The sequence below is a fragment of the Lysobacter sp. N42 genome, assembly GCF_004344885.1.
Map to the genome: position 1 here is coordinate 21,215 of NZ_SKFB01000030.1, position 19,862 is coordinate 41,076.

At 71.7% G+C, this 19,862-nt stretch carries 24 protein-coding genes; 18 read left to right on the forward strand and 6 right to left on the reverse strand.

The features are described from left to right. Positions 1 to 8: 8 nt before the first annotated feature. From EYQ95_RS21015 to EYQ95_RS21080, 14 genes are all read left to right on the forward strand, one after another. The gene (locus tag EYQ95_RS21015) at positions 9 to 578 is read left to right on the forward strand and encodes an HAD family hydrolase (protein WP_132330191.1); all 570 of its coding nucleotides are present in this window, start codon (positions 9 to 11) and stop codon (positions 576 to 578) included. Continuing rightward, positions 575 to 1,135 carry an LPS export ABC transporter periplasmic protein LptC gene (gene lptC / locus EYQ95_RS21020; protein WP_165924812.1) on the forward strand — a complete coding sequence of 187 codons (561 nt, stop codon included), beginning with the start codon at positions 575 to 577 and terminating at the stop codon, positions 1,133 to 1,135. The genes EYQ95_RS21015 and lptC overlap by 4 nt, the downstream gene beginning before the upstream one ends. Next, positions 1,119 to 1,637, forward strand: coding sequence for a lipopolysaccharide transport periplasmic protein LptA (gene lptA / locus EYQ95_RS21025; protein WP_132330195.1), 519 nt, complete (start codon positions 1,119 to 1,121; stop codon positions 1,635 to 1,637). Before lptC ends, lptA begins: the two co-directional genes overlap by 17 nt. Further along, positions 1,637 to 2,356 (forward strand): LPS export ABC transporter ATP-binding protein, encoded by a 720-nt coding sequence (gene lptB / locus EYQ95_RS21030; RefSeq protein WP_132330197.1) that lies wholly within the window; start codon positions 1,637 to 1,639, stop codon positions 2,354 to 2,356. The genes lptA and lptB overlap by 1 nt, the downstream gene beginning before the upstream one ends. A gap of 88 nt (positions 2,357 to 2,444) precedes the next feature. Then, on the forward strand, positions 2,445 to 3,845 hold the full coding sequence (locus EYQ95_RS21035) for an RNA polymerase factor sigma-54 (RefSeq protein ID WP_132330199.1): 1,401 nt from the start codon (positions 2,445 to 2,447) through the stop codon (positions 3,843 to 3,845). A gap of 80 nt (positions 3,846 to 3,925) precedes the next feature. Beyond that, complete coding sequence (hpf, locus tag EYQ95_RS21040; protein ID WP_132330201.1) at positions 3,926 to 4,252, forward strand: ribosome hibernation-promoting factor, HPF/YfiA family; 327 nt, start codon at positions 3,926 to 3,928, stop codon at positions 4,250 to 4,252. Positions 4,253 to 4,259: 7 nt separating this feature from the next. Continuing rightward, positions 4,260 to 4,721, forward strand: coding sequence for a PTS sugar transporter subunit IIA (locus tag EYQ95_RS21045; protein WP_165924811.1), 462 nt, complete (start codon positions 4,260 to 4,262; stop codon positions 4,719 to 4,721). Next, complete coding sequence (gene hprK, locus EYQ95_RS21050; RefSeq protein WP_132330205.1) at positions 4,718 to 5,668, forward strand: HPr(Ser) kinase/phosphatase; 951 nt, start codon at positions 4,718 to 4,720, stop codon at positions 5,666 to 5,668. The genes EYQ95_RS21045 and hprK overlap by 4 nt, the downstream gene beginning before the upstream one ends. Continuing rightward, positions 5,665 to 6,546 (forward strand): RNase adapter RapZ, encoded by an 882-nt coding sequence (gene rapZ, locus EYQ95_RS21055; protein ID WP_132330206.1) that lies wholly within the window; start codon positions 5,665 to 5,667, stop codon positions 6,544 to 6,546. Before hprK ends, rapZ begins: the two co-directional genes overlap by 4 nt. 45 nt (positions 6,547 to 6,591) lie before the next feature. Next, the gene (locus EYQ95_RS21060; protein WP_132330208.1) at positions 6,592 to 6,984 is read left to right on the forward strand and encodes a PTS sugar transporter subunit IIA; all 393 of its coding nucleotides are present in this window, start codon (positions 6,592 to 6,594) and stop codon (positions 6,982 to 6,984) included. A 148-nt stretch (positions 6,985 to 7,132) separates the two neighbouring features. Then, entirely contained in the window at positions 7,133 to 7,402 is a 270-nt protein-coding gene (locus EYQ95_RS21065) for an HPr family phosphocarrier protein (RefSeq protein ID WP_132330210.1), read from the forward strand. 4 nt (positions 7,403 to 7,406) lie between these two features. After that, the gene (gene ptsP / locus EYQ95_RS21070; protein ID WP_132330212.1) at positions 7,407 to 9,125 is read left to right on the forward strand and encodes a phosphoenolpyruvate--protein phosphotransferase; all 1,719 of its coding nucleotides are present in this window, start codon (positions 7,407 to 7,409) and stop codon (positions 9,123 to 9,125) included. Positions 9,126 to 9,270: 145 nt separating this feature from the next. Continuing rightward, a complete protein-coding gene (mgtE, locus tag EYQ95_RS21075; RefSeq protein WP_132330214.1) occupies positions 9,271 to 10,632 on the forward strand; it encodes a magnesium transporter in 1,362 nt (453 codons plus the stop codon). An 89-nt stretch (positions 10,633 to 10,721) separates the two neighbouring features. Next, positions 10,722 to 11,732: an HDOD domain-containing protein gene (locus tag EYQ95_RS21080; RefSeq protein ID WP_132330217.1), complete on the forward strand. Its 1,011-nt coding sequence runs from the start codon at positions 10,722 to 10,724 to the stop codon at positions 11,730 to 11,732. Between the two features lie 3 nt (positions 11,733 to 11,735). On the opposite strand, the gene EYQ95_RS21085 is transcribed toward EYQ95_RS21080, so the two are convergent. The 5 genes from EYQ95_RS21085 to EYQ95_RS21105 form a co-directional block, all read right to left on the reverse strand. Further along, positions 11,736 to 12,638, reverse strand: coding sequence for an aspartate carbamoyltransferase catalytic subunit (locus tag EYQ95_RS21085; RefSeq protein ID WP_132330219.1), 903 nt, complete (start codon positions 12,636 to 12,638; stop codon positions 11,736 to 11,738). 8 nt (positions 12,639 to 12,646) lie between these two features. Further along, positions 12,647 to 13,120: a Holliday junction resolvase RuvX gene (gene ruvX, locus EYQ95_RS21090; protein ID WP_132330221.1), complete on the reverse strand. Its 474-nt coding sequence runs from the start codon at positions 13,118 to 13,120 to the stop codon at positions 12,647 to 12,649. Beyond that, positions 13,113 to 13,688 (reverse strand): YqgE/AlgH family protein, encoded by a 576-nt coding sequence (locus tag EYQ95_RS21095; protein ID WP_132330223.1) that lies wholly within the window; start codon positions 13,686 to 13,688, stop codon positions 13,113 to 13,115. The genes ruvX and EYQ95_RS21095 overlap by 8 nt, the downstream gene beginning before the upstream one ends. 118 nt (positions 13,689 to 13,806) lie before the next feature. Next, positions 13,807 to 14,973, reverse strand: a complete 1,167-nt coding sequence (locus EYQ95_RS21100) for a PilT/PilU family type 4a pilus ATPase (protein ID WP_132330239.1) — start codon at positions 14,971 to 14,973, stop codon at positions 13,807 to 13,809. 112 nt (positions 14,974 to 15,085) lie between these two features. Beyond that, entirely contained in the window at positions 15,086 to 16,123 is a 1,038-nt protein-coding gene (locus tag EYQ95_RS21105) for a type IV pilus twitching motility protein PilT (protein ID WP_132330225.1), read from the reverse strand. 144 nt (positions 16,124 to 16,267) lie between these two features. Here EYQ95_RS21105 and EYQ95_RS21110 point away from each other — a divergent pair, with 144 nt between their 5' ends. Genes EYQ95_RS21110 through EYQ95_RS21125 form a run of 4 tightly spaced genes read left to right on the forward strand, consistent with a single transcriptional unit; the run spans position 16,268 to position 18,623 of the window. After that, entirely contained in the window at positions 16,268 to 16,954 is a 687-nt protein-coding gene (locus tag EYQ95_RS21110; protein WP_132330227.1) for a YggS family pyridoxal phosphate-dependent enzyme, read from the forward strand. Beyond that, positions 16,954 to 17,241, forward strand: a complete 288-nt coding sequence (locus EYQ95_RS21115) for a hypothetical protein (protein ID WP_165924813.1) — start codon at positions 16,954 to 16,956, stop codon at positions 17,239 to 17,241. Before EYQ95_RS21110 ends, EYQ95_RS21115 begins: the two co-directional genes overlap by 1 nt. A 58-nt stretch (positions 17,242 to 17,299) precedes the next feature. Next, positions 17,300 to 18,136: a pyrroline-5-carboxylate reductase gene (gene proC, locus EYQ95_RS21120; RefSeq protein WP_132330231.1), complete on the forward strand. Its 837-nt coding sequence runs from the start codon at positions 17,300 to 17,302 to the stop codon at positions 18,134 to 18,136. 7 nt (positions 18,137 to 18,143) lie between these two features. Next, positions 18,144 to 18,623: a DUF4426 domain-containing protein gene (locus tag EYQ95_RS21125; protein WP_132330233.1), complete on the forward strand. Its 480-nt coding sequence runs from the start codon at positions 18,144 to 18,146 to the stop codon at positions 18,621 to 18,623. A 124-nt stretch (positions 18,624 to 18,747) separates the two neighbouring features. Here the strand turns inward: EYQ95_RS21125 and EYQ95_RS21130 are convergent, their stop codons facing one another. Beyond that, positions 18,748 to 19,593 (reverse strand): ABC transporter substrate-binding protein, encoded by an 846-nt coding sequence (locus tag EYQ95_RS21130; RefSeq protein ID WP_132330235.1) that lies wholly within the window; start codon positions 19,591 to 19,593, stop codon positions 18,748 to 18,750. Positions 19,594 to 19,862 lie beyond the last annotated feature (269 nt).

Here is a 19,862-nt window from a genome sequence, read left to right on the forward strand (position 1 = left end):
GCCCTCGCATGACCGACACCCCCGCCTCCTCCGATCTCACCGAGCGCGCCAGCCGCGTGCGGCTCGCCTGCTTCGACGTCGACGGCACGCTGACCGACGGCCGCCTCACCTACGACAGCGGAGGCGGCGAGTCGAAGTCCTTCCACGTGCACGACGGGCAGGGCCTGGTGCTGCTGCGCCGCGCCGGCATCGAGGTGGCGCTGGTCACCGCGCGCCACAGCACGGTCGTCGAGCGCCGCGCAGCGGAACTGGGCGTGCAGGCCTGCACCGGCATCGGCGACAAGCTGCGCTGCGTGGAGGGCATCGCGCGCGCGGCCGGGGTCGCGCTGGAGCAGGTGGCGTTCATGGGCGACGACCTGCCCGACCTGCGCGTGATGATGCGCGTCGGCCTGTCGGCCTGCCCCGCCGACGCGCATCCGTGGATCCACGAGCGTGCGACCTGGCGCTCGCGGCGCCCCGGCGGCGCCGGTGCGGTGCGCGAGTTCGCCGACGCCGTGCTGCTCGCGCAGGGCCATGTGGAGTCGATCATCGATGCGCTGCTGGCTCCCGAGCCGATGGCCTTGGGGACGCAGTCGTGAACTGGCGCCTCTGGCTCACGGTCGCGCTCGCCGTCGCCGCGGCCGCCATCGGCTGGTCGATGTGGAAGGGCCCGGGCGACGACGCGTTGCCGGTGGTCGGCGGCCGCGCCGACTACGTGCTCGAGGACTTCGAGCTGGTCTCGCTGGACCGCGAAGGTCGCGAGGCCTTCACCCTGCGCGCGCCGCGGCTGCAGCGCGACCCGGCCGTGCGCACGCTCGACATCGCCACCCCGCTGTTCCTGATCCCCCCGCGCGAGGACGGCAGCGGCAGCCCCTGGGAAGTGCGCGCGCGGACCGGCTGGGTGAGCGCCGAGGGCGACGAGATCCGCCTGCGCGGCGACGTCCAGGCCACCAGCACCGACGCCTCGGGGCGCCCGCTGCGCATGGACACCCAGCGCCTGAACGTCTTTCCGGAGACCAAGCGCGCCACGTCCGACGTACAGGTCAGCCTCAAACAGCCCGGTTTTATACTGAACGGGCACAGCTTGGAGGCGAAACTGGACACCAAGCGCGTGTTCCTCAAGGACATCAAGGCCCGTTATGAACGCACTCCATAAGCTGGCGACGCTCGCCGCGACCGCCCTGCTGCTGGCGCCCGTCGTGGCCGATGCGCGCTCCTCCGACCGTCGCCAGCCGATGGACATCGACGGTGGCGCCGCCGACTACTCGGTCGACGACAGCCGCCCCACGGTCATCAGCGGCGGCGTGAAGATCACCCAGGGCACGCTGAGGATCGACGCCGCCCGCGCCGAGATCTCCATGCGCAACGGCGAGCCCTCGCGCGCGGTCCTCACCGGGTCGCCGGTGCGCCTGAGCCAGCAGCTCGACAACGGCACGCCCATGAGCGCGGTGGCCTCGCGGGTGGACTACGACCTGTCCACCGAGACGGTGGTGTTCACCGGCAACGTCAGCATCACCCAGCCGCGCGGCTCGCTGGCCGGCGGGCGCGTGGTCTACAACATGCGCACCGGCCAGGTGAACAGCGGTGGCGGCAACGAGGGCGGCGGGCGCGTCAAGATGCGCATCCTCCCGCGCGGCACCGCCGGCGGGGCGCCCTGATGCTGACCGCGCAGGGGCTGCGCAAGCGCTACCGCAACCGCGAGGTCGTGCGCGACTTCGGCCTGACGCTGGAAGCCGGCGAGGTCGTCGGCCTGCTCGGCCCGAACGGCGCGGGCAAGACGACCTGCTTCTACATGATCGTCGGCCTGGTGCCGGCCGATGCCGGCCGCATCGTCCTCGACGGCAAGGACATCACCGCCGAGCCGATGTACGCGCGCGCCAAGTCCGGCGTGGGCTACCTGCCGCAGGAACCCTCGGTCTTCCGCAAGCTCAGCGTCGCCGACAACGTCCGCCTGGTGCTCGAGCTTCGCGAGGACCTCGATCGCCGGGGCCGCGAGCGCGAGCTTTCGAGCCTGCTCGACGAGCTGCAGGTCGCGCACGTGGCCGACCAGATCGGCGCCAGCCTCTCGGGCGGCGAACGCCGCCGCGTGGAGATCGCGCGCGCGCTGGCGGCCCGGCCGCGCCTGATGCTGCTGGACGAGCCCTTCGCCGGCGTCGATCCGATCTCGGTTGGCGAGATCCAGAAGATCGTGCGCCACCTCACCGAACGCGGCATCGGGGTGCTGATCACCGACCACAATGTCCGCGAGACGCTCGGCATCTGCGACCGGGCCTACATCCTCGCCGAGGGTGCCGTGCTCGCGCAGGGAACGCCGGAGGCGATCCTCGCCGACGCCGACGTCCGCCGCGTCTACCTGGGCGAGACGTTCCGGCTGTGACGCCTCCCGACGGGACCGCCGCGGCGACCGACCGGCGGCCCCGCGGCCGCTCGCCTGTCCACGCCCGCGGCGTGTATCTTCGATTCCGATGAAGCCGCGCCTCCAGACCTCCCTGGGCCAGCAGCTGGTGATGACGCCGCAACTGCGGCAGGCGATCCGCCTGCTGCAGCTGTCGGCGGTGGAGCTGCAGGCGGAGATGACCGAGGCGCTGGAGACCAATCCGCTGCTGGAATGGGCCGACGAGGAGGCCGGCACGCTCACGGCCACGCCGGAGGCGGCGGCCGGCGACGACGCGGCCCCCGCCGAGGAGCGCTGGGACGAGGCCGAGCTCGACGGCTGGAGCGAGCGCACCGGGCCCGCGGCGTCGGAGGACGATGGCCTCGCGGCCGAGCAGGTCGCCGAGCAGGACACGCTGCACGACCACCTGCTCTGGCAGTTGCATCTGAGTCCCCTCTCGCCGCGTGATCGCACGATCGGCGCCGCGCTGATCGAGGCCGTCTCCGAGGACGGCTACCTGCGCGAGCCGCTGGAGGCCATCATCGCCTCGCTGGGTGCGCTGGCGCCGGACGAGGACGAGGTTCTGACCGTCCTGCACCAGATCCAGCATTTCGACCCCGTGGGCGTTGCCGCGCGATCGGTGGCCGAATGCATGGGGGTCCAGCTCGGCGCCCTGGAGGCCGACACGCCCGGCCGCGCCACCGCGCTGCGCATCGTCGACGGCTGGCTCGAGCGCCTGCCGCGGCTGGGCGCGGACGGGCTCGCCGCCGAGCTCGGCGAGCCGCTCACCGAGGTGGAGGCGGCCATCGCGCTGCTGCTCTCGCTCGACCCCCGGCCCGGCGCGCAGCTGGGCGCGGTATCGGCCGATACCTACGTCACGCCCGACGTGGTCATCTGGCGGCAGCGCGGGGAATGGAAGGTCGCGCTCTCCGACCAGGGCCGCCCGCGCCTGCGCATCAACCGCAGCTACGAGTCGCTGGTCTCGCGTGCATCCCCCGCCGATGCCGCCTACCTGCGCGGGCACCTGCAGGAAGCGCGCTGGCTGCTGAAGAACCTCGAGGCCCGCGGGGAAACGCTGCTGCGCGTCACCCGCTGCCTGGTGCGCCGCCAGTGCGGCTTCCTGGAGTTCGGCGACGGTGCGCTGCGCCCGCTGACGCTGCGCGAAGTGGCTGCCGAGCTCGGCCTGCACGAGTCGACCGTCTCGCGCGCCATCGCCCGCAAGTACGCGCGCACGCCACGAGGGACGCTGCCGCTGCGCGCGTTCTTCGCCTCCGGAGTCGCCGACGGCAATGGCGAGGAAACCTCCAGCGCGGCGGTGCAGGCGATGATCCGGCAGCTGGTGGCGGCCGAGAATCCGCGCCGGCCGCTGTCGGACGCGAAACTGGCCGAGACACTGCGTGCCGCCGGCGTGCCGGTCGCCCGCCGGACGGTCGCCAAGTACCGGGAATCCATCGGCATTCCCTCGTCGCAGGACCGCGTGCGCATGGCCTGAGCGGTCGCATCGACGCGCCCGCCATGCCATGCTGGACATGCCGCAAAGCGGCATCCCCGCATCCAAGAGGAAGAGTGTCCATGCGCATCGAGATCCACGGGCAGCACATCGACGTCACGCCTGCGCTGAATGGCTACGTCGGCACGCGTTTCGAGCGGCTGGCGCGCCATTTCGACCAGCCCTTCGACGTGCGGGTCGTGCTTTCCGTCGAGAAGTCGCGCCACTGCGCCGAGGCCACGCTCACGCCGGCCGGCCGCACGTTCCATGCCGACGCCGAGGGCAGCGACATGTACGCCGCCATCGACATGCTGGCCGACAAGCTCGACCGCCTGCTGCTCAAGCACAAGGAAAAGCTGGTCGACCACCACCGCGGCGAGGGTCTCGCGCGTACCGGCGACCTGGCCTGAGCCTACCGTGCCGATCGCCCGCCTGCTCAGCCGCGAGCGTGTGGAGTGCGTTGACGCGCCGGTCGACCATGCGGGCGTGATCGCGCGCGCCGCGGCGCTGCTCGCCGGCCCGGCGGAGGATCCCGGCCCGCCCGCGGCCGAGCTCGCGGCACGGCTGGCCGCCCGTGAGCGGCTGGCCAGCACGGGACTGGGGCACGGCGTGGCGATCCCGCACTGCCGCCTGGCCCATCTCGACGAGCCGCGCGGCGCGTTCCTGCGGCTGTCCAGCCCGGTCGACTTCGCCGCGCCCGATGGCCGGCTGGTCGACCTCGTCTTCGCGATGGCCGTGCCGGAGCAGGCGGTGGCCGGCCACCTGGCACACCTGGCGGAGATCGCCGGCTGCTTCTCCGACGAGGCCTTCCGCACCGCATTGCGCCATGCCGAAGGCAGGGACCGGCTCGCCGCGCTGCTTCTGGGGGAAACGGCATGAACGCACGCATCAGCGCGCAGGAACTGTTCGACCAGTTGCTCGAGCGGCTCGGGCTGCGCTGGATCGCCGGCCGGCGGGGAGCGGCCCGCCTGCTCGAATCGGTGGACACCGTGGCGCGGCGCCCCTCCCTCGCCGGCTACCTCAACATCATCTACCCCAACAAGGTGCAGATCCTCGGCACCGAGGAGCTGGCCTGGCTCGACGCGCTGGACTCGCGCCTGCGCTGGGAAACGATCGAGAAGATCATCCAGTTCCGCCCGCTGGCGCTGGTCGTCAGCAAGGGCCAGGCCTGCCCGGCGGACCTGAGGCTGGCCGCCGAGGAGAGCGACACGCCGCTGTGGGTGTCGCCGCGCCGCGGCCACGAGCTGCTCAACCACCTGCAGTACCACCTCGCACGCAAGCTCGCCCCACGGGTGACGCTGCACGGGGTGTTCATGGAGATCTACTCCATCGGCGTGCTCATCACCGGCGAGTCCGGCGCGGGCAAGAGCGAGCTGGCGCTGGAGCTGGTGACGCGCGGGCACCGGCTGGTGGCCGACGATGCGCCCGAGTTCACCCAGATCGCGCCGGACGTGCTCGACGGCACCTGCCCGGAGCTGCTGCAGGACCTGCTGGAAGTGCGCGGGCTGGGCGTGCTCAACGTGCGGCAGATGTTCGGCGACACGGCGGTGAAGCGGAACAAGTACCTGAGACTGATCGTGCACCTCACCCAGCCCTCGCTCTACCCCGAACCCGGCGGCCTGGAGCGCATCACCGGCGATCTCGGCGCCCGCCGCGTGCTCGACCTCGACGTTCCGATGATCACCCTCCCCGTCATGCCCGGCCGCAACCTGGCGGTGCTGACCGAAGCCGCCACCCGCGCGCACATCCTGCGCGCCAAGGGTGTGGACCCGGCGGCCGCGTTCATGGCGCGCCACAGCCATTTCCTGGAGCGCGGCGAGGCATGAACACGCCTGCGGCCTCCACGCTGGTACTGGTCAGCGGCATGTCCGGCTCGGGCAAGTCCGTCGCCTTGAACACGCTCGAGGACCTGGGCTTCTACTGCGTCGACAACCTGCCCGCCGTGCTGCTGCCGGCCCTGGTGCGCGACGTCACGGGTGCCGACGGCGGCGGGCCGGCGAAGATCGCCGTGGGCATCGACGTGCGCAACCGGCACGACGACCTCGATCGCGTTCCCGATGCGCTGGCGGCGGTCGGCGAGATGGGCTTCGACCCGCACCTGGCGTTCTTCGACGCGGCCGATGCGGTCCTGCTCAAGCGCTATGCCGATACCCGTCGCCGCCATCCCCTCAGCCGGCTGGGGCTTTCGCTGCCGGATGCGCTCGCACTGGAGCGGCAGGTGCTGCGCCCGCTGCACAAGCTCGCCGACTCGGTCGTCGACACCAGCGAAATGAACGTGCACCAGCTGCGTCGCCACGTGACCACGCAGCTGGGCCTGGGCAGCGAGGCGGGCATGTCCCTGCTGTTCGAGTCCTTCGCCTACCGCCATGGCGTGCCGGCGGATGCCGACTTCGTCTTCGACGCGCGCGCGCTTCCGAATCCCCACTGGATTCCCGCCCTGCGGCCGCTCTCGGGGCGCGATGCCGCCGTGCGCGACTACCTGCTCGCGCAGCCCGACGTGGCCCAGTACTACGAGCAGCTGCGCGACTTCCTCGATACCTGGCTGCCCCGCCTGCACCGCGACAGCACGCGAAGCTACGCCACCATCGCGATCGGCTGCTCCGGCGGGCGCCACCGCTCCGTCTACCTGGCCGAGTGCCTGGCGCAACACATGCGCGAGCAGGCGTGGCCGGAGGTCGCGGTGCACCACCGCGAACTCGACTAGCGCCCTTGCTTCCGCCGCGTCATGCCGCTCTGCTAACGTCGGGCCATGGCCGTCGGCATCCTGCTCGTCACCCACCAAGGCATCGGCAGTGCCCTGCTGGAGGTCGCGCGCCATCTGATCGACCCACTGCCGCTGAGGGTGGAAGTGCTCGAACTTCCGTTCGAGGCGGACGTGGAAACCGTACTGCCGCTGGCCACGGCCGCACTGCGGCGCGCCGACACGGGCGACGGCGTGCTGCTGATGACCGACCTGTACGGCGCCAGCCCCAGCAACCTGGCCGCGCGCGTCTCGCGGCTGGGCACGCCGGTGCGACGCGTCTCCGCCGTGAACCTCCCGATGCTGCTCCGCGTGCTCAACTACGCCGAGCTCGGCCTCGACGAGCTTCCGGCGATCGCGGCGGCGGGCGGCCGCAACGGGGTGCTGCTCGACGACGCGTGACGCCGCGTCCGCGGACGGGCGCCGCGCCTCCGGCTGCAGCTGCCGCGCCCCGACGCACCACGGCGCCGGGATGGCGACATCCCGTCAACCGCCGACGCCCGCGATCCACCACCCCAGCGCCCATTACCTGCCACGAACCACCGGACCCATGATCGAACGCGAACTCGTCGTCTCCAACCGCCTCGGCCTCCATGCGCGGGCCACCGCGAAGCTGGTGCAGCTGCTCTCGCAGTTCCGCAGCGCCTGCACCCTGACCGCGAAGGGGCGGGAGGTGAACGCCAAGAGCATCATGGGCGTGATGCTGCTGGCGGCCGGCCAGGGCACCGTGGTGAAGCTGCGGGTGGAAGGCGAGGACGAGCAGGCCGCCGCGGACGCCGTCAGCGCGCTGTTCGAACGCCGCTTCGACGAGGACAGCTGATCGCATGCGGCAGACACTGCACGGGCAGGGCGCCTCGCGCGGCATCGCGCTCGGGCGCGCGCGCGTGCGCCTGCCGCATGCGCTGCAGATCGCCGAGCAGCGCATCCCGCCCGAGGCGGTGGACGCGGAGCTGGCCCAGCTTCACGGCGCGATCGCATCGGTGCGCGCCGAGATGCACGCCCTGCGTGCGCGCCTGCACGGCGCCCTGGCGGCCGAGGTCGGCGAGTTCCTGGACATGCACGCGCTCCTGCTCGACGACCCGGAGCTGCTGCAGGGCCTGGACGCGCTGGTGCGCGAGCGGCACTTCTCGGCCGACTACGCGTTGCGCCTGCAGCGCGACCGCCTCGCGGGCGTCTTCGAGGCGATGGACGACCCGTACTTCCGCAGCCGCGTCGAGGACATCGACCAGGTCATCGGCCGCATCCACGCCGCGCTGCATCGCCGCGACTGCGAGCTGCGCGGCTTCGCCGGCGAAGTGCTGGTCGCCGAAAGCGTCGCACCGGCCGAGATGGCGCAGTTGCGCGACCAGGGGGTGGTCGCCATCGTCACCACCGGCGGAAGCCCGCTGTCGCACAGCGCCATCCTGGCGCGCAGCCTCCACCTGCCGCTGGTCGTGGACGCGACGCAGGCGCTGGAGCTCATCAACGACGGCGATGCGCTCATCGTCGATGGCGGCAGCGGGCGCGTCGTCGTCGAGCCCGACGCCGACGACCTGCGACGCCACCGTGCCCGCGAACGCGAGCATGCGCGCGAGCGCCGCGAGCTGGCACGCCTGCGCCGCGAGCCCACGCGCACCCGCGACGGCGTGGACGTTCGCCTGTTCGCCAATGCCGAATCGCGCGAGGACGTGGCCGAGGCCTATGCTCTGGGCGCGGCGGGCATCGGCCTGTACCGCACCGAGTTCCTCTTCCTGCAGCGCAATACCCTGCCCGACGAGGACGAGCAGTTCCGTGCCTATCGCGACGTGGTGATGGGCATGAACGACCGCCCGGTCACCATCCGCACGCTGGACGTGGGCGCCGACAAGGTCGACCGCACCGGCCTTGCGCTGCGCGACGAGCCCAACCCGGCACTCGGCCTGCGCGGCGTGCGGCTCTCGCTGGCGCGGCGCGGCCTGCTCCACACGCAGCTGCGCGCCCTGCTGCGCGCATCGGCCTATGGCCGCATCCGGCTGCTGGTGCCGATGGTGACCTGCCGCGAGGAGATCCTCGAGGTGCGCGCCGAGATCGCGAACGCCACGCAGGCGCTCCGCCTGGATGGCCACGAGATCGCCGACGACGTGCCGCTGGGGGTGATGATCGAGGTGCCCGCGGCGGCGCTCGCCCTGCCCGCCTTCGTGCGCGACGTCGACTTCATCGCGCTCGGCACCAACGACCTGGTGCAGTACCTGCTGGCCACCGACCGCAACCACGAGGGCCTGGGCCGCCTGTACACGCCGCTCCACCCGGCGGTGATCCGCGTGCTGCGCGACGTGATCCGCATCGCCCGCCGGGCCTCCCGCCCGGTGTCGGTCTGCGGCGAGATGGCCGCGGCGCCCGACTACGCCCCGCTCCTGCTGGCCCTGGGGCTCACCGACTTCTCGCTGCATCCGGGCACGATGCTCGAGGTACGCCAGCGCATCCGCAACTGCGACTTCGCCGCCCTCCAGGCCCGCGCGTCCGCGCTGGTGCGGGCGCGCGACCGCAGGGCGCTGGAGCAGTGGCTGGCCACCGCGCACGGCTGAAGCCCGCGCGTTCGGTTGTCGCACGTCCACGCCCGCAGCGATAATGCACGCATGAACCTCTGACGACGGTCGTGTCTCGCGGCGTGCAGGCCGGCGGATGCGTCCCATCCACGCAGGCCCCGCCTGCCCACGCCGGAACCCGCGCATGGCCGAATCCGTCCGCCACGAGAAGACCGCGCGGCAGCTCAGGCTGCTGTCCGACGCGCTCGACAGCGGGCGCCTGGGGCCGGTGCGGCGCCTGGTCAACACGCTCTCGCCCGCCGAGATCGGCAACCTGCTCGAATCGCTCCCGCCGGCCAAGCGCACGGTGGTCTGGGGCCTGGTGGACGCCGAGGACGACGGCGAGGTGCTGGTGCACGTCGGCGACGAGGTGCGCGAGAGCCTGCTGGCGGAGATGGACCCGGACGAGATCGTCGCGGCGGTCGAGGACCTCGACATCGACGACCTCGCCGACCTGGTCGAGGACCTGCCCGACGCGGTCATCGAGCAGGTGCTGCTGTCCATGGACCGCGAGAACCGCGAGCGCCTGGAACAGGTGCTGTCCTATCCCGAGGACACCGCCGGCCGCCTGATGAACCCCGACGTGGTGACGGTGCGCGCCGACACCACCATCGAGGTCGTGCTGCGCTACCTGCGCCTGCGCGGCGAGCTGCCCGAGCACACCGACCACCTCTATGTGGTCAGCCGCCGCCACCAGTACCTCGGCCGCATCGCGCTGTCGGACCTGCTCACCCGCGAGCCGTCCACGCCGGTGAACCGCCTGGTCGACGACGAGCAGCCGGCCATCTACGTGGGCGAGACCGCCGCCGAGGTCGCGCGCCGCTTCTCGGACTACGACTGGCTCAGCGCGCCCGTGGTCGACGAGAACAACATCCTGCTCGGGCGCATCACGATCGACGACGTGGTCGACATCATCCGCGAGCAGGCCGAGCACCAGGCGCTCTCGGCGGCGGGCCTGGACGAGGACGAGGACCTCTTCAGCCCGGTCTGGCGCGCGATGCGGCGCCGGCTGATCTGGCTTTCGGTCAACCTCGCCACGGCGTTCCTGGCAGCGAGCGTGGTGGGGCAGTTCGACGCCACCATCGACCAGCTGGTGCAGCTGGCCGTGCTCATGCCCATCGTGGCCGGCATGGGCGGCAATGCCGGGACGCAGGTGCTCGCGCTCATGGTGCGCGGCCTGGCGCTCGGGCAGGTCAGCGCATCCAACGTGCGCGTGCTGCTGTGGAAGGAGATGCGCGTGGCGCTGCTCAACGGGCTGGCGCTGGGCGCGGTCCTGGGCGTGGTGGTGCTGCTGTGGTTCAAGATGACGGGGCTGGCGATCGTCATCGCGATCGCGCTCACCCTCAACCTTCTGTTCGCCGCCAGCGCCGGCGTTCTCGTTCCGATCACGCTGCGTCGTCTCGGCTTCGACCCCGCGCTCGCCAGCGGCATCTTCCTGACGACGGTGACCGACGTCATGGGCTTTTTCACGTTCCTCGGGCTCGCGACCGTGGTGCTGGTTCGCTGAGCACGCGGGAGAAACAGTGATCGAACGCACGCAGCGCGGCTTGCCGGGGGCGCCGGGTGCGGGCGATAGTCGCGACAGGGGAATCGCCGATGATCAGTCACCTGCTCCGCCGCCTGAGGGGACGGTCGGAACGGCTCGCGCCGCTGCCGGTGCCCCCGGCCGCCAGCGAGGCGGCGGACGGGCCTGCCGCAACCGGCGCGCCGATCGTCGACGCGGCCGCGCTCGAACGCGGCTTCGTCGCCTGGGCCTTCGGCATGGAGGCGGCCGATCCGGGGCATGACGCCGCGGCCGAGGCGATCGCACACGCGCAGGCCGTGGCGAAACGTTTCGATGCGCGGCGCATGCCGCGCCTGCCGGCACTCGTGCCGCAGCTGCTGGCCGCCATGCGCCGCGACGAAACCGACGCGGACGACCTGGCGACCCTCATCGCCCGCGATCCGCCGTTGGCCGGCGACGTCATCCGCGTCGCCGGAAGCGCGTACTACAGCCGTGGCGTGCCGCCGGCCGGCCTGCCGCAGGCCGTGCGCGTGCTGGGTGACGCGGGCCTGCGTCACGTGGTGCTCGGCAGTGTGATGCGCCCCATCCTGCGGGGCGACGCCGGGCCTGCGCGGCTGTCGACGGCGGCGCGGCTGTGGTCGCAGTCGGAGGCGCGCACCTGGCTCTGCGGGCGGCTCGCGGGCGCGGACTGCGATGCCGGCGAGGCACAGCTGGCGGGCATCGTCGCGGGCACGGGCCTTGCCGCGCTTTCGCGCATGCTGCCGCCGGGCCTGCTCGCCGGCGCCGCCGCCGAGCCGGATTTCGCCGCGCGCCTGCTCGACATCGCGCGGCCGCTCACGATCCGCGCCTGCAGCCACTGGCAGCTGCCCACGCCGGTTCTCGAGGCACTGGAGCCCGGCGCGCAGACGCCGCTGGCGCGGGTGCTGACCGCCGCCGACCGCCTGGCCATGGGCTACCGGCTCGTCGAAGCCGGGTGGCTGCCGGCGAACGCCTGGTGGCCCACGGGGCTGGCAATGCCGGACTCAGCCGCCGGGCGCGCGGCGCTGTTCGAAGCACTGGCGCGCGAAGTCGAGCCGCTGGACGCCGAAGCCGTCCCCGCCTGAGCCTCAGGCCAGGAGCCGCTCCAGCACCGCCATCCGCACCGCCACGCCGTTGGCGACCTGCCGCAGGATCAGCGACTGCGGCCCATCGGCCACGTCGTCGGTGATCTCGACGCCGCGGTTGATCGGGCCCGGATGCATCACCACGGCGTCGGAGGCCGCACGCTGCAGGCGCATGCGGCTCAGGCCGTAGTCGCGGTGGTAGCCCTCGAGCGAGCCGATCAGGCCCTCCTCCATCCGCTCGCGCTGCAGCCGCAGCATCATCACCGCGTCCACGCCCTCCAGGGCCTCGTCCAGGTCGTGGGTCACCCGGCAGCCGGCCAGCGTGGCGTCGTCGGGGAGCAGCGACGCGGGCCCGCAGACGCGGATCTCGCCGGCGCCGAGGATGCGCAGCGCGTGCAGGTCCGAGCGCGCCACGCGCGAGTGCTTCACGTCGCCCACGATCGCGACCTTCAGCCGCGAGAAGTCGGCGCCCTTGGCCTGGCGCAGCGTGAGCATGTCGAGCAGGCCCTGGGTGGGATGCGCGCTGCGGCCGTCGCCGGCATTGAGCAGCGCGGTCCCGGCGCGGGCCTCGCGCGCGAGCGCGGCCACCGCGCCGTCGTCGTGGTGGCGCACCACGAAGCCGCGCACGCCCATGGCCTCGAGGTTGCGCAGGGTGTCCAGCGCCGTCTCGCCCTTGCGCGCGCTCGAGGTCGACACGTCGAAGTTCAGCACGTGCGCGCCGAGCCGCTGCGCCGCGAGCTGGAAGCTCATGCGCGTGCGCGTGGAGGGTTCGAAGAACAGCGTGCAGACCGCGATGCCGGCAAGGGTGCCGGGATCGCGCGCCGAGTCGGCATGCGCCTGCGCGCGATCGAGCAGGTCCGTGAGTTGCCCGGGGGTCATGCCCTCGAGCGTGAGCAGGTGCTGCATGGGTGGTCTTATCCGGAGAGGGAGGCTTCGAGCTCGACGGCCTCGCCCGGCGCGGCGAGCCAGCGCTCGACGATGACCGCGGCCGCGAGTGCGTCGAGGATCTGCGCATCGCGCCGCCGGCGCGAGCCCTGCGAGCGCTCCACCGCGAAGCGCTGCGCGGCCTCGACCGAGCTCGATCGCTCGTCGACCAGCTTCACGGGAAGCGCGAACCGCCGCTGCAGCTCCAGCGCGAAGGCCCGCGCGCGACGCCGCGCGGGCTGGTCGCCGCCTTCCAGCGTCATCGGGTCGCCGACCACGAACGCATCCGGCCGCCATTCGCGGCGCAGCCGTTCGATGGCCGGCCAGTCCGGCCCGCTGGCGTGCACGTCGACGACGGCCACGGGGCGTGCCCCGGTGCCGAAGCAGCTGCCAACGGCGACGCCGATCCTGCGCGCACCGACATCGAAACCGAGGACGGTGGTCGCGCCGGGCATGTCAGGCATGCCCCGCGTAGTCGGCCAGGCGCGCGAAGTCGACGCCGATGCGACCCGCGGCCGCCTCCCAGCGCTGCTCCAGCGGCGTGTCGAACAGCAGGTCGGGATCGGCCGGCGCGGTCAGCCAGCTGTTGTCGACGGTCAGTTCCTGCTCGAGCTGGCCCGCGCCCCAGCCGGCACAGCCGAGCGCGATCACGGCATGCTCCGGGCCCTCGCCCCGGGCCATGGCCTCGAGGATCTCGCGGGAGGTGGTGAGCCAGAGGTCGTCGCCGATGGCCAGCGTGGAATCCCAGCGCGTACCGCCGTCGTGGATCACGAAGCCCCGCTCGCGATGCACCGGCCCGCCGTTGAGCACGATCTGCGAGCGCAGCGCATCGCTGCCGCCGGACAGGCCCATCTGCTCGAGCACCTCGCCCACGGTGTATTCCGAAGGGCGGTTCATGACGATGCCGAGGGCGCCGTCCTCGTCGTGCTGGCAGATCAGCGCGACGCTTTTCGAGAAGCTGGGCTCGGCGAGCGACGGCAGCGCGATGAGCAGCTGGTTCGCAAGTGGCGTCGGGCTGTCGGGCAGGGACATGGAGGCATTCTAGCCCGGCCGATGGGCCGATCCGGAAGCCCCCCGCGGCGGTGGTCGCCAGCGGCGGACGCACGAAGGGCGCCAGAAGGCGCCCTGCCATGGACCACCTGGCGACGGCTCAGCGAATGTCGGCCACGCCCACGCCATCCAGGCCCGCCGCCAGGGTGCGTGCATCGCCACCCTGCGCCAGCTTGATGCGCAGGCGCACCTCGTTCTGGCTGTCGGCGTAGCGCAGGGCGTCCTCGTAGGAGATCTCGCCGGCCTGGTAGAGCTCGAACAGCGACTGGTCGAAGGTGCGCATGCCCAGGTTAGTCGAGTCCTTCATGACCTCCTTGAGCTTGTGGATCTCGCCATCGCGGATGTAGTCCTGCACCAGCGGCGTGCCGAGCAGGATCTCCATCGCCACGCGGCGTCCCTTGCCGTCCGGCGTCGGGATGAGCTGCTGCGCGACCACGCCCTTTAGGTTGAGCGAGAGGTCCATCAGCAGCTGGCCGCGGCGGTCCTCGGGGAAGAAGTTGATGATGCGGTCCATCGCCTGGTTGGCGTTGTTCGCATGCAGCGTGCAGAGCACCAGGTGGCCGGTCTCGGCGAAGGCGATGGCGTGGTCCATGCCCTCGCGGGTGCGCACCTCGCCGATCATGATCACGTCCGGCGCCTGGCGCAGGGTGTTCTTGAGCGCGGCTTCCCAGCTGTCGGTGTCGATGCCCACCTCGCGCTGGGTGATGATGCAGCCCTCATGCTTGTGCACGAACTCGATCGGGTCCTCGATCGTGATGATGTGGCCGCTGGAATTCTTGTTGCGGTAGCCGATCATCGCCGCCAGCGAGGTCGACTTGCCGGTGCCGGTGGCGCCCACGAACATGATGATGCCGCGCTTGGTCATCGCCAGCGTCTTGATGATCGGCGGCAGCTGCAGCTCCTCCACCGTCGGGATCTTGCTCTCGATCCGGCGCAGCACCATGCCGACCTGGTTGCGCTGGTAGAAGCAGCTCACGCGGAAGCGGCCGACATTGGCCACGCCGATGGCGAAGTTGCACTCGTGGGTCTTCTCGAACTCCTCGCGCTGCTGGGGGTTCATCACCGAGAGCACGAGGTCGCGGCTCTGCTGGGGCGTGAGCGGCTGCTGGGTGATCGGCGTGATCTTGCCGTGCACCTTGATCGCCGGGGGCATGCCCGCCGTGATGAACAGGTCGGATGCCTTCTGCTGGGCCATCAGCTTGAGGAACGACGTGAAATCGACCGCGCCGACGCCCGGCTGCGCAGCGGCGGTGGGATTGGTGGGCATGTTCATCGGGCCTGCTCCTTCGGAGCCGTGATTCGTGGCTGTGACTTGCGACTCGGACGACGGGTCTTCGCGGCCGGTGCTGCTGCTTGCGCATCACCGGCCACGAATCGCGTCACTCGAACAACCTCTTGTCCTTCGCGTACTCGCGGGCCTGCTGGCGCAGGATCAGGCCGCGCTTGACCAGGTCCTGCAGGTGCTGGTCGAGGGTCATCATGCCCTGCTGCTGGCCGGTCTGGATCGCCGAGTACATCTGCGCGACCTTGTCCTCGCGGATCAGGTTACGGATGGCCGGCGTGCCGATCATGATTTCCCAGGCGGCGGTGCGGCCGCCGCCCACCTTCTTCAGCAGCGCCTGCGAGATCACCGCACGCAGGCTCTCGGACAGCATCGAGCGCACCATCGGCTTCTCGCCGGCGGGGAACACGTCGATGATGCGGTCGATGGTCTTGGCCGCGCTCGAGGTGTGCAGCGTGCCGAACACGAGGTGGCCGGTCTCGGCGGCGGTCAGCGCCAGGCGGATGGTCTCGAGGTCGCGAAGCTCGCCGACCAGGATGTAGTCCGGGTCCTCGCGCAGCGCCGAGCGCAGGGCCTCGTTGAAGCCGTGGGTATCGCGGTGCACCTCGCGCTGGTTGATGAGGCACTTCTGCGAGGTGTGCACGAACTCGATCGGGTCTTCCACCGACAGGATGTGCGCGTACTCGTTCTTGTTGATGTGGTCGAGCATCGCCGCCAGCGTGGTCGACTTGCCCGAACCCGTCGGGCCGGTCACCAGGATCAGGCCCTGCGGCTGCTGGATCACCTCGCGGAAGATCGGCGGGCAGGCCAGGTCCTCGAGCGTCAGCACCTCCGACGGAATGGTGCGGAACACCGCCGCCGCGCCGCGGTTCTGGTTGAAGGCGTTGACGCGGAAGCGCGCCAGGCCCGGGATCTCGAACGAGAAGTCGACCTCGAGGAACTCCTCGTAGTCGCGCCGCTGCTTGTCCGACATGATGTCGTAGACCAGCGCATGCACCTGCTTGTGCTCGAGCGCCGGGATGTTGATGCGGCGCACGTCGCCATCCACGCGGATCATGGGCGGGAGCCCGGCCGAGAGGTGCAGGTCAGACGCCTTGTTCTTGACCGAGAACGCCAACAGCTCGGCGATATCCATATGTTTCCCCAGCGCCGCCACGGCGGCGCAAAAGCCCCGTTTCGATCCGCGCCGGCTGGCCGGGCGGACCCCCTCGGGCGAGTATAGCCATCGCCCCGGCCGCGCCCAGCCCGGCCGGAAAACCGCCCAAGACCGAGGTCCGACGTGCTCGCCGACAACCTTCGCGAGGTTTCCCAGCGCCTTTATAGCGCGGCTGCCGCGGCCGGGCGGCAGCCGCCGCTGCTGGTCGCCGTTTCGAAACTGCAACCTGCGGCTGCGATCACGGAACTCGCCGCCGCCGGACAGCGGCACTTCGGCGAGAACTACGTGCAGGAGGCGCTGCGCAAGCGGCGGGAGATCCCGCCGGGCGACGGCGAAGCAGCCGTCTGGCACCTGATCGGCCACCTGCAGTCCAACAAGGCGCGCGAAGCGGCCGAGACCTTCGACTGGGTGCAGACCGTCGACCGCCCCTCCATCGCCACCGCCCTCGCCCGCCATCGCCCGCCGGCGCGCGGGCCGCTGGACGTTCTGATCCAGGTGAACGTCGACGACGAGCCCGGCAAGCACGGCTGCCGCCCGGACGAGGTTCCCGCCCTGGCCGATGCGATCGCGGCGCAGCCCGCCCTGCGCCTGCGCGGCCTGATGCTCATCCCGACCCCGCATCCCGACCCGGAGGACCGCCGACCGGCCTTCCGCGCCGGGCGTGCGCTCTACGAGGCCCTGCATGCGGCGCACCCGGGCGTGGACACGCTCTCGATGGGTATGAGCGACGACTGGCAGGTGGCACTCGCCGAGGGCGCGACCATGGTGCGCATCGGCACCGCCCTGTTCGGCGCCCGACCTGCGCGCTGATGGGGCCGTTGCATCCGCTCGGTCCGACGCTGCGCTGGTTCCGCGCGGCCGTGGTGTCGGGGCTGCTCGGACTGGCGATGCTGCTGGGCGCGGTGGCGGTGGCTTCGGCCAGGTTCGCCACCTGCGGCCCCAGCCGCATCGCCGCCGCCCGCGCGCACTGCCGGCTGGGGATGCAGCTGCTGGCGGGCGCCCATGGCCTGCTCGCGCTGGCGCTGGTGCTCGGCGCGATCAGCCTGAGCCTGCTCTGGCGCGCCCGCCGCCTCCGTGGCACCGCTGCGCGACGATGAGGCCTCCGCGCCCGTGCTCGGCTCGCTATGCTCGCGCGATCGATCCGCGGACACGACGATGACGCAGCACGACGGCAAGCCTTCTTCCATCGCCTTCATCGGCGGCGGCAACATGGCCCGCAGCCTGATCGGCGGGCTGGTGGCGCGTGGCCACGACCCGCGCCTGATCCGCGTCGCCGAACCCGTACAGGCGCTGCGCGAGGCGCTGGCGGCCGATTTCGGCGTCGCGGTCTGCGAGCGCGCCGTCGAGGCCGCGCAGGACGCATCGGTCTGGCTGATGGCGGTGAAGCCGCAGGTCATGCGCGATGTCTGCGACGGTTTGCGTGACCTCGCACGGACGCAGGCACCGCTGGTGGTCTCGATCGCCGCCGGCATCACCAGTGCGCAACTCGACCGCTGGCTCGGCGGCGCGGCCGCGGTGGTACGGGCCATGCCCAACACGCCGTCGCTGCTCGGCCAGGGCGTGACCGGGCTGTTCGCGCGCGAGGACGTCACCCCCCTGCAGCGCGCCGAGGCGTCGGCACTGCTGGAAGCCGGCGGCCCCACCGTGTGGATCGGGGATGAGGCGCTGATGGACGCGGTCACCGCGGTCTCCGGCAGCGGTCCGGCCTACGTCTTCCTGCTGGCCGAGGCGATGCAGGCCGCGGCCGAGCGCCAGGGCCTGCCGGCCGAGGCCGCGTCGCTGCTGGTGCGCCAGACCATCGCCGGCGCCGCGGCCATGCTGATGCAGGCCGGCGAAGCGCCACAGGTGTTGCGCGCGCGCGTCACCTCGCCCGGCGGGACCACCCAGGCGGCGATCGAAACCTTCCAGGCCGGCGGCTTCGAAGCGCTGGTCGACCATGCCATCGACGCGGCCACCGCGCGCGGGCGCCAGCTTTCCGCCGCCAACGACTGAGGCCGCCATGCGCATCGCCATCCAATCCGCGGGCCTGATCGTCGCCCTGGCACTCGCCGGCTGCGGCGGCGCCCCGCAGCCGGCCCCCGCGGTACCCGCGTCGTCGATGCAGGAGGCCGTGGCCCGCGCGGGCGACGTGACCATCCGCGCCAGCGTGCTGCCCACCGTGATGCTCGACGAGCGCGTGGCGCGTGGCTATGGCATCGAGCGCTCCGACCGCAGCGCGATGCTGCTGGTGAGCCTGCGGCGCGGGCCGGAAGGCCAGGAAACCGCCCTGCCCGCGCAGGTACTCGCCAAGGCCAGCGACCTGCGCGGGCGCGCGCAGCTGGTGGACATGCGCGAGCTGCGCAGCGAAGGCGGGCTGCTCGACTACGTGGGCACGGTGGAGATCGACGCACCCGATACGCTGCGCTTCGACGTGCAGGTCACGCGCGCGGACGGCGCCACGTCGTCGATGCAGTTCACGCGCGAGTTCCACCCGCGCTGAAGGCGCGATGCGCGTCGCCGGTCGCGCCGGTCCTGCGCGAGCGGCCGCGCATGCGGCATCCCGACCCCGGCGCTTCCGCAGCGCCCGGCAGCACGCTGGCCGGATGCCCCCGGCCGCGCCCGGATCAGGCCGGCGTGCGCTTTGCCGCCCAGGCGTGGACGATGCGGGCGATCGCGGCGACGCCGTCGGTCAGTGCCGCCGGACCGGGCTGCAGGATCAGGGGCGACTTGATCTCGTGCAGCTCACCAAAGCGCACGGCCGGCACGTCCTGCCAGCCCGGCCGCGCGGCCACGCGCTCGGGCCGGAACTTCTTCCCGCACCAGGACCCGATGATGATGTCGGGCGCGGCATCGATGATCTCGCGGTGGTCGGCGATGATGCGGTCCTTCGCCAGCGGCTGGGCGGCGCGTGGGGGCAGCAGGTCGATGCCGCCCGCGACCTCGATCAGTTCGGCGACCCAGCGGATGCCGGTGATGACCGGCTCGTCCCATTCCTCGAAATAGACCTTCGGCCGCACGGGCAGCGCCGCCGCGCGAGCACGGTGCGCGTCGAGCCCCCGCGCGAGCTCGTCGGCGTACGCATCGGCGCGCTCCGGCACGCCGACCAGTGCGCCGAGGCGCCGCACGTAGTCGAGGATGCCGTCGACGCTGCGATGGTTGCTGATCCACACCTCCACCCCGCGGCGGATCAGCTCGGCGGCGATGTCGGCCTGGATGTCGGAGAAACCGACGACGAAGTCGGGCTCCAGCGCGAGGATCTCGTCGATCTTCGCGCTGGTGAACGCACTGACCTTCGGCTTCTCCCTGCGCGCCCGCGCCGGCCGCACGGTGAACCCGCTGATGCCGACGATGCGATGGTCCTCGCCCAGCGCGTAGAGCGTCTCGGTGGGTTCCTCGGTCAGGCAGACGATGCGACGCGGGCCGTAGGGCCGTGATCCGGGACGGGTGATTCGTGATTCGGGCAAGCTCATGGTCGGAGGGGGGGATTCGGGATTTGGGATTTGGGATTTGGGATTCGGGATTCGGGATTCGGATCTGCAAGAGCGGACCTGCCGTGGGTCGCCCTGCACGGAAAAAATCGCTGCCAGGTACCGCTGCTGCTACCAATCACCAATCACCAATCGCTAATCGCCAATCCCTAATCCCTAATCCCTAATCCCTAAGGAAGGTCTGAACAACCCGCTCTGCCGCCCGGATTGCGGCATCGTGGCGCCGGCCTGGCGTCGCTTTCGAGCCGGAT

What these genes read in the sequence shown, in the direction of transcription:
- EYQ95_RS21015 (WP_132330191.1), top strand. Translation starts at nt 9, where the DNA reads ATGACCGACACCCCCGCCTCCTCCGATCTCACCGAGCGCGCCAGCCGC.
- lptA (WP_132330195.1), top strand. Translation starts at nt 1,119, where the DNA reads ATGAACGCACTCCATAAGCTGGCGACGCTCGCCGCGACCGCCCTGCTG.
- lptB (WP_132330197.1), top strand. Translation starts at nt 1,637, where the DNA reads ATGCTGACCGCGCAGGGGCTGCGCAAGCGCTACCGCAACCGCGAGGTC.
- EYQ95_RS21035 (WP_132330199.1), top strand. Translation starts at nt 2,445, where the DNA reads ATGAAGCCGCGCCTCCAGACCTCCCTGGGCCAGCAGCTGGTGATGACG.
- hpf (WP_132330201.1), top strand. Translation starts at nt 3,926, where the DNA reads ATGCGCATCGAGATCCACGGGCAGCACATCGACGTCACGCCTGCGCTG.
- hprK (WP_132330205.1), top strand. Translation starts at nt 4,718, where the DNA reads ATGAACGCACGCATCAGCGCGCAGGAACTGTTCGACCAGTTGCTCGAG.
- rapZ (WP_132330206.1), top strand. Translation starts at nt 5,665, where the DNA reads ATGAACACGCCTGCGGCCTCCACGCTGGTACTGGTCAGCGGCATGTCC.
- EYQ95_RS21060 (WP_132330208.1), top strand. Translation starts at nt 6,592, where the DNA reads ATGGCCGTCGGCATCCTGCTCGTCACCCACCAAGGCATCGGCAGTGCC.
- EYQ95_RS21065 (WP_132330210.1), top strand. Translation starts at nt 7,133, where the DNA reads ATGATCGAACGCGAACTCGTCGTCTCCAACCGCCTCGGCCTCCATGCG.
- ptsP (WP_132330212.1), top strand. Translation starts at nt 7,407, where the DNA reads ATGCGGCAGACACTGCACGGGCAGGGCGCCTCGCGCGGCATCGCGCTC.
- mgtE (WP_132330214.1), top strand. Translation starts at nt 9,271, where the DNA reads ATGGCCGAATCCGTCCGCCACGAGAAGACCGCGCGGCAGCTCAGGCTG.
- EYQ95_RS21080 (WP_132330217.1), top strand. Translation starts at nt 10,722, where the DNA reads ATGATCAGTCACCTGCTCCGCCGCCTGAGGGGACGGTCGGAACGGCTC.
- EYQ95_RS21085 (WP_132330219.1), bottom strand. Translation starts at nt 12,638, where the DNA reads ATGCAGCACCTGCTCACGCTCGAGGGCATGACCCCCGGGCAACTCACG.
- ruvX (WP_132330221.1), bottom strand. Translation starts at nt 13,120, where the DNA reads ATGCCTGACATGCCCGGCGCGACCACCGTCCTCGGTTTCGATGTCGGT.
- EYQ95_RS21095 (WP_132330223.1), bottom strand. Translation starts at nt 13,688, where the DNA reads ATGTCCCTGCCCGACAGCCCGACGCCACTTGCGAACCAGCTGCTCATC.
- EYQ95_RS21100 (WP_132330239.1), bottom strand. Translation starts at nt 14,973, where the DNA reads ATGCCCACCAATCCCACCGCCGCTGCGCAGCCGGGCGTCGGCGCGGTC.
- EYQ95_RS21105 (WP_132330225.1), bottom strand. Translation starts at nt 16,123, where the DNA reads ATGGATATCGCCGAGCTGTTGGCGTTCTCGGTCAAGAACAAGGCGTCT.
- EYQ95_RS21115 (WP_165924813.1), top strand. Translation starts at nt 16,954, where the DNA reads ATGGGGCCGTTGCATCCGCTCGGTCCGACGCTGCGCTGGTTCCGCGCG.
- proC (WP_132330231.1), top strand. Translation starts at nt 17,300, where the DNA reads ATGACGCAGCACGACGGCAAGCCTTCTTCCATCGCCTTCATCGGCGGC.
- EYQ95_RS21125 (WP_132330233.1), top strand. Translation starts at nt 18,144, where the DNA reads ATGCGCATCGCCATCCAATCCGCGGGCCTGATCGTCGCCCTGGCACTC.
- EYQ95_RS21130 (WP_132330235.1), bottom strand. Translation starts at nt 19,593, where the DNA reads ATGAGCTTGCCCGAATCACGAATCACCCGTCCCGGATCACGGCCCTAC.